Below are 15,230 nucleotides of genomic sequence, written 5' to 3' on the forward strand. Positions count from 1 at the left end.
ATTATTATCATTATGCATCAGAGCTTGCGATCGCGTCTACTGCTGTACTATCTGATAGTTATGGCAGCTATCTTGGGTATTTTTGGCTCAGGGGTTTATTTTGTTTTTCGGCGTAGTTTGTACGATCAACTAGATAAGAAATTATTGACACTGGCTCAATCGGCTACCCCCTCCTTTGCCCCAGTACGCGATCTTGGTAGTAAGTATCTAAATGAGGTAGAGGAAGTTCCCTGGCGGGACATTTTTAATCGAGATCAGCAGAGTCTAGAATGGTTTGACGCTAAAGGTAAGTTGCTTGGTCGAAAAGGAATCATTGAGATCGATGCTCCGCCAAAGTCAGGAACTTCTTTTATTCAAAATCTAGATACAGGGGAAGTGTTTCGCACTCGTACTATAACTGTGTTTATTGGTAAAAATGGTGAGACTGGAGTGGCGAATGGTTTTGTTAGGGCTACTCAGTCTAATGCAGAGATCGAAGAAGCCGAATCAGAACTCTTTTGGATTCTAGTGATTGGTGGAATGTTTACCTTAATTTTAAGTGGCTTGGGTGGATTTTGGTTGACACAAAAAGCAATTGAACCAATTGAAGCGAGTTTTCTACAGCTTAAACAGTTTACTGCCGATGCGTCCCACGAATTGCGCAGTCCTCTGACCGCAATTAAAGCTTCGATTGATATCATGCGTATCCATCCCGAGCGAGTTCATCCCAAGGATGTGAAAAAGTTAGAGGCGATCGCTGGTGCTACACTACAAATGAATGAGATGCTGGGAGATCTGCTGTTTCTGGCTCGTGCTGATGCCGATGCTGATTTATCCACCAATGAACGTAAACTTACTCCCGTATTACTTAATCAAATTCTCCAAAATTGTTTTGTTTTGTTAGAACCCCTGGCGAATGAAAAGAAAATTGTTTTTCAGTCTAAATTCAGAGAAGAATTAAAAGTATTGGGTGATATGCCCCAGCTTTCTCGCTTATTCTCGAATTTATTAGAAAATGCTCTTCAATATACTCCTGATGAAGGTCGGGTGAGCTTAGATCTATATCGACAAAATCGCTTTGCAATAATTAGTGTGCGGGATACGGGTATTGGTATTGCAGCAGATCAAATTAATAAAGTATTTGATCGCTTTTGGCGGGCAAATAAAGCGCGAAATCGTCGAGAAGGAGGCACAGGATTGGGTCTGGCTATTTCAGCAGCGATCGCTAAACGTCATGGCGGCAAGATTTCGGTGACTAGTGAACCTAACATCGGTACTTGCTTTTTAGTGCGTATCCCCTTAATCGATCAGCGCAAATCCCCTCTTATTCAAGTGGAAAAATCCGAGTCAAGCAAGGGACATTAAAGGTTAGACTAAACTAGATTAAGCTGCTTCAGCTTTTTTTCTTCCCAAGCCAAAGCCGAGCGAACAATTTCATCGAGGGAATTGTGCCGAGGATTCCAGCCGATAACCTCGCGAATTTTCTTACCTGAAGCAATGACACAAGCAGGATCACCCTCTCTGCGAGGAGTTTCTACTACAGGAAAATCTATCCCAGAAACTTCTTTAATTTTTGATAATACTTCCTTGACGCTATAACCATTACCATAGCCACAGTTGAGAATTTGGCTTGTGGACTCTCGTTCTAAATATTTTAGAGCGTCTACATGAGCAGCAGCTAAATCTTCGACATGAATATAGTCTCTAATTCCTGTCCCATCTTTTGTTTGATAGTCAGTGCCATAAATGCTCGCAAAAGGACGAATGCCTAAAGCAGCATCACACCCTACTTTGATTAAATGAGCAGCTTTCTTGCCCATTTGACCGATTTTGCCCGAACTGTCGGCTCCTGCTACGTTAAAGTACCGCAAAATGACATATTTAAGCTCTGAAGCTTGAGCATAGTCACGGATGATACTTTCGCTCATCAATTTAGACTTTCCGTAAGGGTTAATGGGTATAGTAGGAGACGACTCATCCACAGGAGATTCTTGAACTTCTCCATATACCGCTGCCGTACTGGAGAAAACAAATTGATTAACATTAAAGTTTTTACAGCATTGCAAGACGTTAATTACGTTGCTGGTATTGTTGGCATAGTAATCTAAAGGTTGCTCTAAAGATTCGGGAACAGAAATACTCGCAGCAAAATGTAGCACCGCATCAAAACTATGCTGCTCAAATACTTGTGACAGATGTTGTCGATCGTTGAGTTCTCCTTCACATAACTCACCATAGACAATTGCTGCTGCCGATCCTGTAGATAAGTTGTCATAGATCACAACTTCGTAACCAGCTTCTCCTAGTTTTTTTACCGTATGAGAACCGATATAGCCTGCACCACCCGTCACTAAAATTTTAGCCATAGTAATTTATACTTAGTTTTTCTTGATCCACCGTTTATTATAAGAAAAGATTTAATCTTTAATTTTAAAGTTTACTCAAAAACATTTAACAATAAGATAAAGCATAATTTATTGCTAAAAGTATTATGCAATAATGCACAAAATTCAAGAAAACTAATTTTAGAATACTGCGATCGCTTAATAAACAAATTTGATCTAGTTTATTTGTTAATAGCGTATTACCAAAATATTTTCGGTTACTTTACTGAAAGTAGTATTAAGAATATATTGCAATTGGAGTACTCAAAGCGTTAATTTGATTAGAAGTAATAATCATTTTATTGATTTTATCGCTCTGTTAATTATTAGTAAGTTATGCCTCGATCGCCCAAGCTAAAATTTGATCGCGGAACGTTACTGTTACATCCACCGCCAAAGGGTAGAGCCTGGTTAGACTATGCCACCTGGGACGATCGCGTAGAGAAGTTTCGTATTCCTGCAATTTACTATCGTTCTCTACTAGAAGCTCTCCAAGCGGATGATCAAAAGATTATTGATGAAGCGAAAGAATTTTACAGCTTAGAGCTACAATCCGTATCTCAATTTGAACCATACCCGCATCAAGCAAAAGCTCTACAGGCTTGGAAGCAGTCTGGTAGAAAGGGAGTAGTTGTCTTGCCTACCGCAGCAGGAAAAACCTATTTAGCACAGTTAGCCATGGAGGCTACTCCCCGCACCACCTTAATAGTCGTGCCGACGTTAGATTTGATGCATCAGTGGTATGCTCAGATCGAATCTGCTTTTCCCAATACAGAGGTAGGTTTACTGGGAGGTGGTTCGCGCGATCGCACACCAATTTTAATTGCTACCTATAACAGTGCAGCAATTTACGCCGAGACTTTAGGTAATCGTTATGCACTGCAAATTTTTGATGAGTGTCATCATTTACCCACCGACTTTTTTAAAGTGATTGCCGAATATGCGATCGCTCCCTACCGTTTAGGATTAACCGCTACCCCCGAACGCAGCGACGGTACTCATCGAGATTTAGATACTCTGATTGGTAAAATTATCTATCGCAAAACTCCTGAAGAATTATCTGGAGGAGCATTAGCCGATCATAAGATCGTCCAGATGCGGGTTAAATTGACTGAAGCGGAACAACTAAGATATGAGGAGGCGATCGCTATTCGGCGTAAATTCTTACGCGAGTCAAATATTTCTTTAGGTAGCCTCGAAGGCTGGCAACTATTTGTCCAAGCTAGTGCGCGCTCGCCCCAAGGTAGAAAAGCGATGTTAGCTCATCGTCAAGCCAAAGAGATTGCTTTAGGTACAGATGCTAAACTGCGTGTTTTGATCGATTTAATTAACAAACATCAGACAGAAAGGATCTTAATTTTTACCAACGATAACGCTACCGTATATCGTATCTCCCAGCAGTTTTTGATCCCTGCCATCACTTATCAAACTGTGGTTAAAGAGCGTCATGATATTTTAACTAGATTCAAAGCTGGAGAATATAAAACCCTGGTTGCTTCCCACGTACTGAATGAAGGAGTTGATGTACCCGATGCGCGAATTGCGATTATCCTTTCAGGTACGGGTTCTACCAGAGAATATATTCAACGGTTGGGTAGAGTTTTAAGAAAGGGCAATACATCCAATAAACAGGCAATTCTCTATGAAGTTGTGACGGAAAATACTAGTGAGGAAAGAACTTCCGAACGTCGCCGAGGTGAACAAAATGAGCAAAATGAACAGCAGCCAGAATATCGGCAGTTAAAATTAATTCCCAATCAACCTAAACCCATCAAAAAACGAGAATTTAAAGCAGCAGAAGAATCTAAGCAGTGGAACCAAGAAGAATCAAAAAATGAATAAATTTCATGACATTTTCAGCACCACCACTCTTAATATTATTTTGCTAGGATTTGGGTCACTAATTTAAGCTTCCTGCATATTAAACTTAATAAACACCAAAACACTGCCAATTAAAAAGCCAATAATAAAACCAAATAAGTGAGCATGAAAACTAATCTGAGGAATTAGATTATCAAAAATAAATTGCACAATAACGATCAAAATAATCTGCTGTAGCCGACGTTTAGCAGTAACTGAGTGTCTTCTCTTCAGCCAAATCTGCAAAAAAATAGCTAAGATTGACCCAATTAAACCCATGATTGCTGCCGAAGCACCAACTAAAAAAACATTATTTAATCCCAATCTAAAAGCTAATAGCGTAAAGGTTAACATTGAACCGATACCGCTAACTAAATAAATCGTTAAATAATACTTTACTCCTAAACTTAATTCAATCAAACGTCCTACAAAAAACAGCGACAACATATTTGTTGCCAAATGAAATAATCCATAGTGGAGAAAATTAGCCCCAATCAATCGCCACCATTCCCCAGCTAAAACTTTTTCAGGAATTAAAGCCCCCAAACGTTCTAACGTCAGAGAATCTTGGCTTCCTCCGAGTTTAATCTCTAATCCGTAGATTAGTAAATTTAGGCCAATTAATATATACGTCGTATAGGCTATCTTGTTACTGCTAGTTCTCATGCAAAATATTTAGATTTAATACTATTCAATAGCTTGAGCAGTCTGAATTTAAGCTGAATATTAAAATAATTACGAACAGGTCTAATTTTGTTAGTCAAATTTTTTCAATTGATTTGAGCGGTTAATCTAAGAGATAGAAATTATATTTCAGCTAATACCGTGGAGTAATCATAGCGTTTTGTTTTACTCCAGCAGGACAAATACAATACTTTTATCATAAGCAAGTAAAATTACTTAATCCTTTTTTAAGAATACAGGAGTTATTGAAAAGAAAAAATTTATGCTTTGGGCTTATTTTTTTTGAGACTAAACTTTTAATCTAATTAAAATTAATCAAAGTCGTTAATATAGGTAAACTAACTCTGTTCTGCCTAACTGCACCATGCCCCTGTTTCGTATAGTAGCTCTATTCCTTGGTCTGAGCGTAATTCTCGGACTATCGATTTGGTTGGTGACATCTTTGTCTCACCTCTATATGCAGATCTCTTTTACTGCACCTATTCTGGCTAATTTATTGCTGCTGTTGGTGATAGTTTTAATTGGCTCTTTAGTGGGCGGTTATATCTATTACATCAATAAGTATACGCGCCGAGGCTCTAGGGGGAAGCCAGTCAAACGTCGAGTTAATCGAGTTACAATACCAGAAGAAAAAACCCAGGTAGCAGCACAGAATCTTCAAGCGTTAAGACAACAAGTAGGGCAAATACAGGACAAAATTGCTCAAAAAGCCTTATTGGGTAGATCTCGGCAAATCGAGGCAGATCTCCAACGGGGAGAAGTCAAAGTTGTGATTTTTGGTACAGGATCGGCAGGGAAAACTTCTTTAGTCAATGCCCTCGTGGGTGAAATCGTGGGGGAAACGAATCCGATCATGGGAACAACTACCCAAGGAGAAACCTATAGCCTCAAGCTGCGTGGCGTAGGTAGAGAAATCCTAATTATTGACACCCCTGGTATTTTAGAAGCAGGAATTGCAGGAACAGAGAGGGAAAAAGTAGCGAAACAGCTAGCCACCGAAGCCGACTTACTGGTATTTACCGTCGATAATGATTTGCGTCAGTCAGAATACGAGCCTTTGAAGACTTTAGCCGAAATTGGCAAGCGATCGCTTTTGGTGTTTAATAAAACAGATCTTTATACTGATGAAGATCGTGAAATGATTTTAGGTAGGCTCAAAGAAAGAGTAAAACCCTTTATTGCGCCTGGTGATGTTACGGCTATTTGCGCTAATCCCCAACCCGTACAGTTAGCTACGGGAGAAATTATCGATCCTCCTGTAGAAATCTTGCCCTTGATCAAAAGACTAGTGGCAGTATTACGGGCGGAAGGAGAGGACTTAATAGCTGATAATATTTTGCTTCAGTCGCACCGCTTAGGAGAAGAAGCCCGCACTATCATTGAAAATCAGCGACGTAGGGAGTCAGATAAAATCATCGATCGCTATCAGTGGATTAGTGCTGGGGTAATTGCGGTAACTCCTGTTCCCATCGTCGATATGTTAGCTACCGCTGCGGTTAATGCTCAGATGGTGATTGAAATTGGCCGAATCTATAACATTGAACTAGATCTTGAGCAGGGTAAAGAACTAGCCTTATCTTTAGGAAAAACTTTAGTTAGCCTGGGAGTAGTTAAGGGTGCAGTAGATATCTTAGCCAAAGCCCTTCAGCTTAATTTTGCTACTTATATCGTCGGTAAAGCCATTCAAGCTGTATCTGCGGCTTATCTAACCCGTATTGCAGGAAAAAGCTTTATTGAATACTTTAGGCGTAACCTCGACTGGGGCGACGGTGGCATCACAGAAGTAGTCCAGCAACAGTTTCAACTTAGCCGACGAGATGAATTTGTTAAATCCTTTGTACAGGACGCAATTTCTAAAGTGGTGCAACCTCTATCAGAAGCTTGGGGAGATGAAGATCTAGCAGAAGAAGAGGAAGCCCAATTAGTATCAGAAATGGTAGCTGAGTTAGAGGATGATTGGTAACTGATTAGTGATTACTAATTACTGATTACTGATTACTGATTACTGATTACTGTTCATTGTTCACTGTATATTATCTAACAATCATTAATCTTACCCACTCTGTACTTTGCCAAATCATAAAAAACAAAATAGAAGCAATCAAAGCACCAAGATTCCACTTAAGACATTGCTTTAATAATAAAGAACTTTTCTGCGCTCGAAATACTTCTATTTGGCTCGTAATGTTATCTTGATGATTTTGTAGGTTGGCGATGATATCTGTTTTTAGTTTCTGAAGATTGACAGACTCGGGAATATTTACCGTTTGTTTGGCTTGCCGTTGTAGGATCGCTGCAATCTCATTTTTAGAGTCGGCTGCTGCTAACTGTTGCTGAAACTGCTGAAGATTATCTTTTTGCCTCACAAACTGAGCATTAGTCGTGGTGTCGTGTTGCTTATAAATTTGCCAACTGCTGTTAATGTTTAAAGGGATTACTAGAATTAAAACAACTGCTGCAATTAAGGAAACCCAAGAGAAAACCTTGAGCATAATTACTTCTATGAAAGTGCGATCGCTTTTTGGCCCAGAGAAAATCAAGACCATCGCCAGTAAGATAAAAGGAGTTTTTTCAATAATTGCTCCCATCGTCTTCAACTGCCACAGGGGGTATATTTGAGCTGGCATCCGCAACCATAATAAATCGACTACCGCCAGCAATAGTAAGCCATAGCCAACTAGACGTAAAATACCTGAAGGAAATACTTGTCTTTCTTGACTTTGTAAAGTGGTCATCGACTTATTTTAAAGTTTTAGTTGAATTGAAACTTGTCTAGTATAGTCCTGCCACTTGCAGATCGTATACCTCTGTCTAGATCTAATCTCAATTCTCAAAAACAGCAAGAATTTCAGTGGCAAGGGATTTACAAGCGATCGCCACTTCTTTTAATACTAGAAATCTTTAATTATTTCTAGAGCTTAGTTGGATACTTCTGCCATTTCAATAGTTTGATTATCAATATCTTTAACTAAGAAATTTAATGGCTGATCTCGACGAATCTTATACTTCAAGCGTCTAGACTGTACCCTCAACAATAAAGCCTCTAAACAGTCACGGTCAAAACAAACATGGCGTTGACGCTCTTTATAGCCACCGCTAGCACCCGCAATAATATGCAGCTGGGTATTTTTTCTCAATTGATACCAAAGTCCATCAGCACCATTAAGAGTATTACTACCAGGAGTTGCCGACATATACAGAGGATCCAAACCTCCTGCTCCCATGGCCTGTTCGTAGTTATAGTAATAGTGCAAGGGTACATCTGCTGCGGGCAGATCTAACAACCCTTCATAAAATCTCTGGGCATTTTGTAAGTCCGATACCATCACCGTATATACTTTTGGTGCGCTACTAAGGAACATCCACATTGCCCCTGCATAAGCCACCAACAGCATTACCATTACCCCCTGAGTAGAAAAAAGGCTATCCAAAGCGATCGGGGGTAAAAACGCGCCTAAATATTTTGTCGTCACCATCTCAAAGTAAATAGTATTAGCTATCATTTTGGAATTTTAAATTTTTAGCAATCCAGTTTTACATAATTTACATATATAAATTAGTTTTATAACATCAAATAAGTACTAACTGCCTATTTTCGATCATTGGGTTAAGCCATGCTGTAGAGCAAAGCGCACTAGTTCAGTACGGCTATTAGTACCTGTCTTGCCAAACAAACGGCTAACATACTTCTCAACGTTTCTGACACTAGTATTTAGCTCGCGAGCAATTTCTTTATTCATTAAACCCTGAGCCACTAAATCTAAAACGCTTTGTTCTCTAGGGGTTAAGTCTATTTTGATTGGGGGAGGAGTTACGGTAATTCCACCACTACCCCCTAACTTATCGTCTAATTTAGCTTTGATTTCCACTAATTCTTTGGTAATCTTTTCTAATTCCGCACTACTATCACCATTACCGCTACTAGTAGGGATTTTAGACAGCAAATTTTTGACGATCGCCTCTAATTCTTCTGGATCAAAAGGCTTAGACAGATAAGCATCACATCCAAATTCATATCCTTGAATGCGATCGCTAGTCATGCCTCTAGCCGTCAGAAAGACTACGGGAATAGAACGATAACGGGGATCTTCTCTCAGTTTAGCTAGGAATTGATAGCCATTAACCTCTGGCATCATAATATCGGAAATAATCAGATCTGGAGTCTGAGATTCAATATTTTGCCATGCTTCGTCAGCATTGCTGGCTGTGTTAACGTTCCAGCCTTCGGTATCTTCTAAATACGCTTGGACTGATTCTCTAATCCCAGGCTCATCGTCTACTAATAATAGTTGTTTTTCTGACATCAGGTTGATTGATTATGCTGTTAAAAACTGATTAACTTTTAATGCTAGGCTAATCAAACTAAGAATCGCCTCACTACTCAACTTGTAAGGTTGCGTTTTGAATATTTTAAGATATAGCGATCGCAACTTATTTAGTCTAGAGCCAGTGACTCATTCATAGTTAGTAGCCATACTGATTATTAACTATCTCCATAATAAGACTTCTGAGCCAAAGTAGTAGATCGTCAAGTTTGAATTGATGGGTTGAGATTAGGTAGTAGGTAGTAGGTAGTAGGTAGTAAGTAGTAGATAAAAACTAATGATAATGCGTGACTTCTATACGCACTATCCCTCACAACAATCTTGACGCACCAGTAGAAAATCACTACAAAAATTCCCCATCATGACGTGACAGGGAACATACAATGAGCAATAATCAGTAATTATTTTGCTTTATTTGCTTTGAATTGTATTTAATTTTGTCTGAACTTTCTCAACAACAGCTGGAGGTAAGGGAATATAACCTAATTCATCGGCAAAAGCCTGTCCATCAGTCAGTGACCAGTTGACTACATCTTTAAAAGCCTTAAGTTTATTGGGATCGTCATAATTCTGATATGCTAGCAACCAAGTATAGGTCACAATAGGATAAGAATTTTGTCCATCGGGATCGGTAATAAATGCTCTCAAGTTCTCAGGTAAAGTTACTGCACTCAAAGCACTAGCAGCAGTTTCGCTAGAAGGAGCGACATATTGTCCTGCTTTATTTTCTAACGTTGCAGTCGCAATATCTTGCTGTTTGGCATAGCCATACTCAATATAACCCAAAGAACCTTCTGTTTGTAGAATCTGTGCCGTCACACCTTCATTACCCTTGGCACCCACACCTGTAGGCCATTCTACGGTTTTACCATCACCAATCTGCTTAGACCATTCAGGACTAATTGCGCTTAGATGCTTGGTAAATACTCCAGTAGTACCACTCCCATCAGAGCGATAGACTACGGTAATGTCCGTATCTGGTAGTGTAGCATCAGGATTGATTTTAGCGATCGCTGGATCATTCCATTTTGTAATCTTGCCTAGTAGTATGTCAGTATATACTTGACGGGAAAGCTTAAGCCCAGTTACATCTGGTAGATTGTAGGCCAAAACAATACTTCCTGCGGTCATGGGTAACAATGCCACCCCTTTTTCTACCGCAGCAATTTCTTCGTCATCCATCGCCACATCACTAGCCCCAAAATCTACCGTACCCTGGGTAAACTGCTCAACTCCAGCACCGCTACCGACGGATTGATAAGAAACTTGAACATTGGGATTTATCTTATTGTATTCAGAAAACCATCTTTGGTATAAGGGAGCAGGAAAACTTGCCCCAGCACCAGTTAAAGATACGGACTCACCACCACTATCTTCAGTTGGAGTCGGAGTTTGAGTTGCATTTGGAGCCTGAGTCTGAGTGCCACCGCAGGCGGTAAGACTGAAAGTTAAAGCGAGAAAAGGAATAAATAAAGCTTTACGTTTAAAAGAAACTGTAGAAACCATATATATAGGTCTGGTTGTTAATTGTTTGATTAGGTGAATTGATAATTTATTGAACAACTATTGAAGAAAAAACTTGGTAAAAGAACTTTTTGTTTAATCGGCTACATTAATTTAGCTCTTTTTCTTTGCTTCTTAATTAAGAAAAAGTTAATAACAAGTTAACAATAAGTAATTTAAATCACCAGACATGAAAAAAGACAAGGTTGATTAACCTTGCCTTAAGTGAAAATAAATTGAATTAGATTGAATCTATTTTCTAGAATTTAAATCTCAGAATTCTTAGAATTCAAAGGTAGTACGAACTACACCAACATAAACAGTTTCGTTATCTGAATTGTGATCTGGATTAAGTACAGCATATGCACCAGGAGTGATCGAGATGTTGTCGTTAAGAGGGAACTTGTACAGTGCTTCAACTAGGTAAGATGTGTCTTCATCATCTGCTACATCATCAGAACTAAATTTAGGCAGCATACCACCACCGATGGATAGTACAGAACCTTCTTTAACTAGGTCAAGCAGAGAAGCGTTAGCTCCCCAAGTCCAGACATCACCAGATTGTTCTTCTCCAGCCCCTAGACTGCCGATATTGGCATAGCCACCATTAGCGCTTAGGGCAATTCTTTCACCAACATTGAAAGTAGCACCTAGACCAATTTTGTCGGCATTAGTAGCAACACCTGCACCAAAAGGTTCAACTACTTGTCCGCTAACAGTGCCACCGCCATAATCAACAAGACCTTGTGCATCACCATCTTCATTCAGTGTACTACCACTCTGATAGTCACGAACATAGGTTGCAGTTAGTTCTAAAGCTTCAATTGGCGCGAACTCTAGCTGTGCGCCAGCACTATATGAACCGTTGAATAAACCTTCGCCTTCGTCTGGGGAACTAGCATTATCAGTTAGATATGCAACGTTAACCCCTACTTTGTCTTCAATGATGTCTAGATTAACACCAGCACCAGCACCTTCAATACCACGGAAAAGTAGTGGATTGTAACGGCTGAAGCGAGATAATGCACCTGTACCACTATCTGCAAGCTGAGGGTTATTAGGATTGAAAACATCATCTAGGTCTAAGCCTTCAGCTCCAACCCAAACATCTGCTTTTTCGCCTACAGGGAAACGATAGTGTAAGTCAGAAATTTCAACTGAGTTATCAGTAGTATTGTCATAACCTAAACGAGTCGAGTTAGTACCAGTGACATCATCATCTAATTGAGTAGCATTTCCAGTTTGTAGTCTAGCTCTCAAACGGTCTTCACCAGTAAAACTAGTATCAAAATTCAAGCGACTACGGTAGCTTAAGGTAGTTTCAGCATTGATATCATCATCATTATCGTCGTCGTCATCGTCGTCATCATCAAGACCGCCACCAAAGACATCAGAAACAGAGAAGATAGCTTCGCCTTTGAGTTTAGTAGTAGTAGAGAACTGACTGTCTTCTAGTACCGCAGTACGGCTTTCAATCTCGTCAACTCTACCGCCAAGGGTAGCTAATTCTGCTTCAAATTCTTGTTGCAGACGGTTAATGGTGTCTAGTTGTTCTTGGTCAACACCACTTGAATTGCTGGCAATCAAACGTTCAATTTGATTTAAGCAGGAGTTTAAACCAGCAGCAAATTCGTAACGAGTTAAGGCCTGATCGCCACGGTAAGTTTGGTTAGGAAAACCAGCAATACAACCGTAACGATCTACTAAACTACGTAGTGCTTCATATGCCCAGTCAGTAGGGGAAACGTCTCTTAATTGATTGACGTTTGTAACCTGAGACTGATTGTCTTGATTTAACTGTTGATAGTTATTGATTTGTTCTAAAGTCTGGTCAACTGCTTCTTTGTCCGCATTAACACTTTGCGCCGATGCACTATTAGCGGAAAATAAACAGGCTGCAAATAAAACGGGAGCAATTTTAGCTGCTTGCCAAAATAATCTAATCATATGTATCCTCACACACCTAAATATAAATTAAGCTACGTTTTTGTAGTCTTTTAACAGTTAAACCTGGTCGTTAATTACAAACGTTTTAACTGACTTATATCATCAGTATAATCAACCCTCAGATGAATGAACCTTAATGTGGTGACATTTTGTTGACCGCACACCTTTAGTAGTTGATTTTACCTAAATAAACATAGATTGAAAATTTATCTTAAAGTAACAACTTAATCGAACAGTTAAAATAAGATAAAATCCTGGTTAACTCTGGAATAATTTGCTTTTGCAGGATGATTAAATGCCAGAATGCTTGCTTAGTTCCTTTTGCCTGTCACCATGTAGGTAACGCGCTGACTAATGTTAGTAGCGTGGTCTGCCATTCTTTCTAAATGACGAATAATTAAGCCCAAAAGTAAAACTGGTTCGACTACTCCTGGAACATTTTTCTGCATCGCGATCGCATTGTAAATGTGATCGTAAGCATTATCAACAATATCATCATATTCTTTAACTCTAGCCCCTGCACTAGGATCTAAGTCGGCCAAAGCTACCAAGCTAGTGGCTAACATGAGTTGGGCGTGTTCTGACATTTGGGCAATTTCGGGCAAAATCGCAGCAGGTGGGTATTTTACCAGCTTGATTGCCATTTCACTTAAGTCTTGAGCATAGTCACCAATTCTTTCGAGATCTCGTACTAACTGCATAGAGGCACTAAGCATCCTTAAGTCTTGGGCTACGGGGGCTTGAAGCGTCATTAAGGTTGCACAGTCTGACTCAATTTGGCGGTAGTAAATGTCAATCTGCTTTTCTAAAACCAGCAATTTGGGAATTGCATCGAGATCTCTCTCAAACAAAGCCTGATGACTTAAGCGAAACGACTGTTCGACCAAAGTACCCATCCGCAGTACTTCTTGCTGCACTTTTCGTAGAGAACGCTGCAATTGGTTTGCTTGTGAAGACCTAGAACTATCATGAGAAGTTAAAGTCACTGTACTTAGTAGTGTATATGTTTAAATGTGTATTTATATTTGGCTAGATATCATAATTTGGAGTTTATTTTATATTAATAGCAAAAAAAGCTTGAGTTTGATAGAGCGAATGTATTCAAACTAACCAAAATGGGTCAGGTATTTTACACTTGATCTATAGGTAACAAAATTTCCAACCATGCTCCACCTATTTGAGGATGATTTTTGGCGGAGATTGTACCACCATGAGCTTGAATAATTTGCTCGACAATAGCTAATCCCAGACCACTACCGTCGGCAGAAGTATTTTGTGGTTCTCTAGCGCGAGATTTATCTCCTCGATATAGTCTTTCAAAAATATAAGGAAGATCTGAAGTATTAAATCCCGACCCTGAGTCAATTACATCAATCTTAATTTGTTTTCTAGAATCGGATTGTCTTGAAGACTGAGCAAGTACTTGGACTAAGATCTCATTGCCTACTGAACTATGCTTGATAGCATTGTCTAGTAGATTGATAAAAACTTGAATTATGCGAGAACGATCGGCAGAAATGACCAACTGGCGATCGCCTTGATAAGAGAGGGTTACTTCTTTGCGTTTAGCGATCGGTTCTAGGGTTTGCCACACTGATTGCACTAAATCGTATAGCTCGATCGTTTCATATTTTAAAGCTTTGTTTGGTGCAGCCTGAAGCTGAGTTAGATCTAACCACTCTTGAACTAGTTCAATCAGCCGATTAGTTTCTTGCAGCATCTTTTCAACCCAACGGCGTTCGGGATCTTGTAAACGTCGGAGCAAATTTTCGGCGACTAAAGAGATAGATGTCAGAGGGGTGCGTAGTTCGTGAGTGAGATCGGCAAAAGTGCGATCGCGAGACTGGGACAATTCCAGCAGAGGTTGACGGTTTTCGATAAACACACCTACCTGCTGCTTTGGTAAAGGAAATCCAGATCCTTTAAGAGCGATCGCTTCTACTACTTTCTGTAGTGGCTGAGTATCATCTGTTTCCCACTCTGATTGTTGAGGCGAGACATAGCGAGTGAAGTAAAAGATCCATTCTTTCGTTTGAGAACGTTGAGAATTGCGAGTTGATTCAATTAACTGATCGAGATCGTAGGAACGAACTAACTCTAGTAGTAAGCGCACCCGCAGCGCTCGTCGAGAATCAATGTGGAGAAGTTGCTTTGCCGTTTGATTACAGCCTAAAAGCTGATTTTCAGCATCTACCTGCAAGTAGCCGATTGGCGCTTGTTCAATTAACTCTTGCCAAGCTTGTTTATCTTGTTCTAGTTGTTGACGCTGGCGAGCGAGTTCGCTTAATTCTCGGCGGATCAAAGACTCTAAGGGCAAAGATACGTCTTCATCTTTATTTCCCACACAGGAACGGAGAGTTTTCTTCAACTGTTGCTTAAATCGGTATTGCTGAACTACATAAATTCCTAGACCAAGCAATAGCCCTAAAAAAAAACTAAAAGTTGCCACAAAAAAAATAGTTGCCCAATTGATACTGAGGTAACTCTAATCAATTTTACAACTGGCATCAATTAAATTTAGACGTTTTGCGATCGATCTTTGATTGTT

General features: G+C 39.7%; 12 protein-coding genes. 3 read left to right on the plus strand and 9 right to left on the minus strand.

The genetic code is table 11. The features are described 5' to 3' along the window. The first annotated feature begins 12 nt into the window (after window positions 1-12). On the plus strand, window positions 13-1,344 hold the full coding sequence (locus KME09_01590) for a HAMP domain-containing histidine kinase (protein MBW4532607.1): 1,332 nt from the start codon (window positions 13-15) through the stop codon (window positions 1,342-1,344). Window positions 1,345-1,352: 8 nt separating this feature from the next. On the opposite strand, the gene galE is transcribed toward KME09_01590, so the two are convergent. After that, window positions 1,353-2,345 (minus strand): UDP-glucose 4-epimerase GalE, encoded by a 993-nt coding sequence (gene galE / locus KME09_01595; GenBank protein MBW4532608.1) that lies wholly within the window; start codon window positions 2,343-2,345, stop codon window positions 1,353-1,355. A gap of 354 nt (window positions 2,346-2,699) precedes the next feature. Here galE and KME09_01600 point away from each other — a divergent pair, with 354 nt between their 5' ends. Then, window positions 2,700-4,205 carry a DEAD/DEAH box helicase family protein gene (locus KME09_01600; protein MBW4532609.1) on the plus strand — a complete coding sequence of 502 codons (1,506 nt, stop codon included), beginning with the start codon at window positions 2,700-2,702 and terminating at the stop codon, window positions 4,203-4,205. 63 nt (window positions 4,206-4,268) lie between these two features. On the opposite strand, the gene KME09_01605 is transcribed toward KME09_01600, so the two are convergent. Beyond that, entirely contained in the window at window positions 4,269-4,889 is a 621-nt protein-coding gene (locus KME09_01605) for a rhomboid family intramembrane serine protease (protein MBW4532610.1), read from the minus strand. Between the two features lie 382 nt (window positions 4,890-5,271). Between KME09_01605 and KME09_01610 the strand changes: the two genes are divergently transcribed. Next, window positions 5,272-6,870: a GTP-binding protein gene (locus tag KME09_01610; GenBank protein ID MBW4532611.1), complete on the plus strand. Its 1,599-nt coding sequence runs from the start codon at window positions 5,272-5,274 to the stop codon at window positions 6,868-6,870. A gap of 70 nt (window positions 6,871-6,940) precedes the next feature. On the opposite strand, the gene KME09_01615 is transcribed toward KME09_01610, so the two are convergent. From KME09_01615 to KME09_01645, 7 genes are all read right to left on the minus strand, one after another. Then, the gene (locus KME09_01615) at window positions 6,941-7,642 is read right to left on the minus strand and encodes an HpsJ family protein (GenBank protein MBW4532612.1); all 702 of its coding nucleotides are present in this window, start codon (window positions 7,640-7,642) and stop codon (window positions 6,941-6,943) included. A gap of 183 nt (window positions 7,643-7,825) precedes the next feature. After that, window positions 7,826-8,410: a glyoxalase-like domain protein gene (locus KME09_01620; protein MBW4532613.1), complete on the minus strand. Its 585-nt coding sequence runs from the start codon at window positions 8,408-8,410 to the stop codon at window positions 7,826-7,828. A gap of 96 nt (window positions 8,411-8,506) precedes the next feature. Continuing rightward, window positions 8,507-9,211, minus strand: a complete 705-nt coding sequence (locus tag KME09_01625; protein MBW4532614.1) for a response regulator transcription factor — start codon at window positions 9,209-9,211, stop codon at window positions 8,507-8,509. A 432-nt stretch (window positions 9,212-9,643) separates the two neighbouring features. After that, window positions 9,644-10,738 (minus strand): phosphate ABC transporter substrate-binding protein PstS, encoded by a 1,095-nt coding sequence (gene pstS, locus KME09_01630; GenBank protein ID MBW4532615.1) that lies wholly within the window; start codon window positions 10,736-10,738, stop codon window positions 9,644-9,646. Between the two features lie 279 nt (window positions 10,739-11,017). Then, the gene (locus KME09_01635) at window positions 11,018-12,682 is read right to left on the minus strand and encodes an iron uptake porin (GenBank protein MBW4532616.1); all 1,665 of its coding nucleotides are present in this window, start codon (window positions 12,680-12,682) and stop codon (window positions 11,018-11,020) included. A 311-nt stretch (window positions 12,683-12,993) separates the two neighbouring features. Continuing rightward, window positions 12,994-13,578, minus strand: a complete 585-nt coding sequence (gene phoU / locus KME09_01640; protein MBW4532617.1) for a phosphate signaling complex protein PhoU — start codon at window positions 13,576-13,578, stop codon at window positions 12,994-12,996. A gap of 233 nt (window positions 13,579-13,811) precedes the next feature. After that, window positions 13,812-15,131 carry a HAMP domain-containing histidine kinase gene (locus tag KME09_01645; GenBank protein MBW4532618.1) on the minus strand — a complete coding sequence of 440 codons (1,320 nt, stop codon included), beginning with the start codon at window positions 15,129-15,131 and terminating at the stop codon, window positions 13,812-13,814. Window positions 15,132-15,230 lie beyond the last annotated feature (99 nt).

Source organism: Pleurocapsa minor HA4230-MV1 (assembly GCA_019359095.1).
GTDB classification, from domain to species: Bacteria; Cyanobacteriota; Cyanobacteriia; order Cyanobacteriales; family Xenococcaceae; genus Waterburya; species Waterburya minor.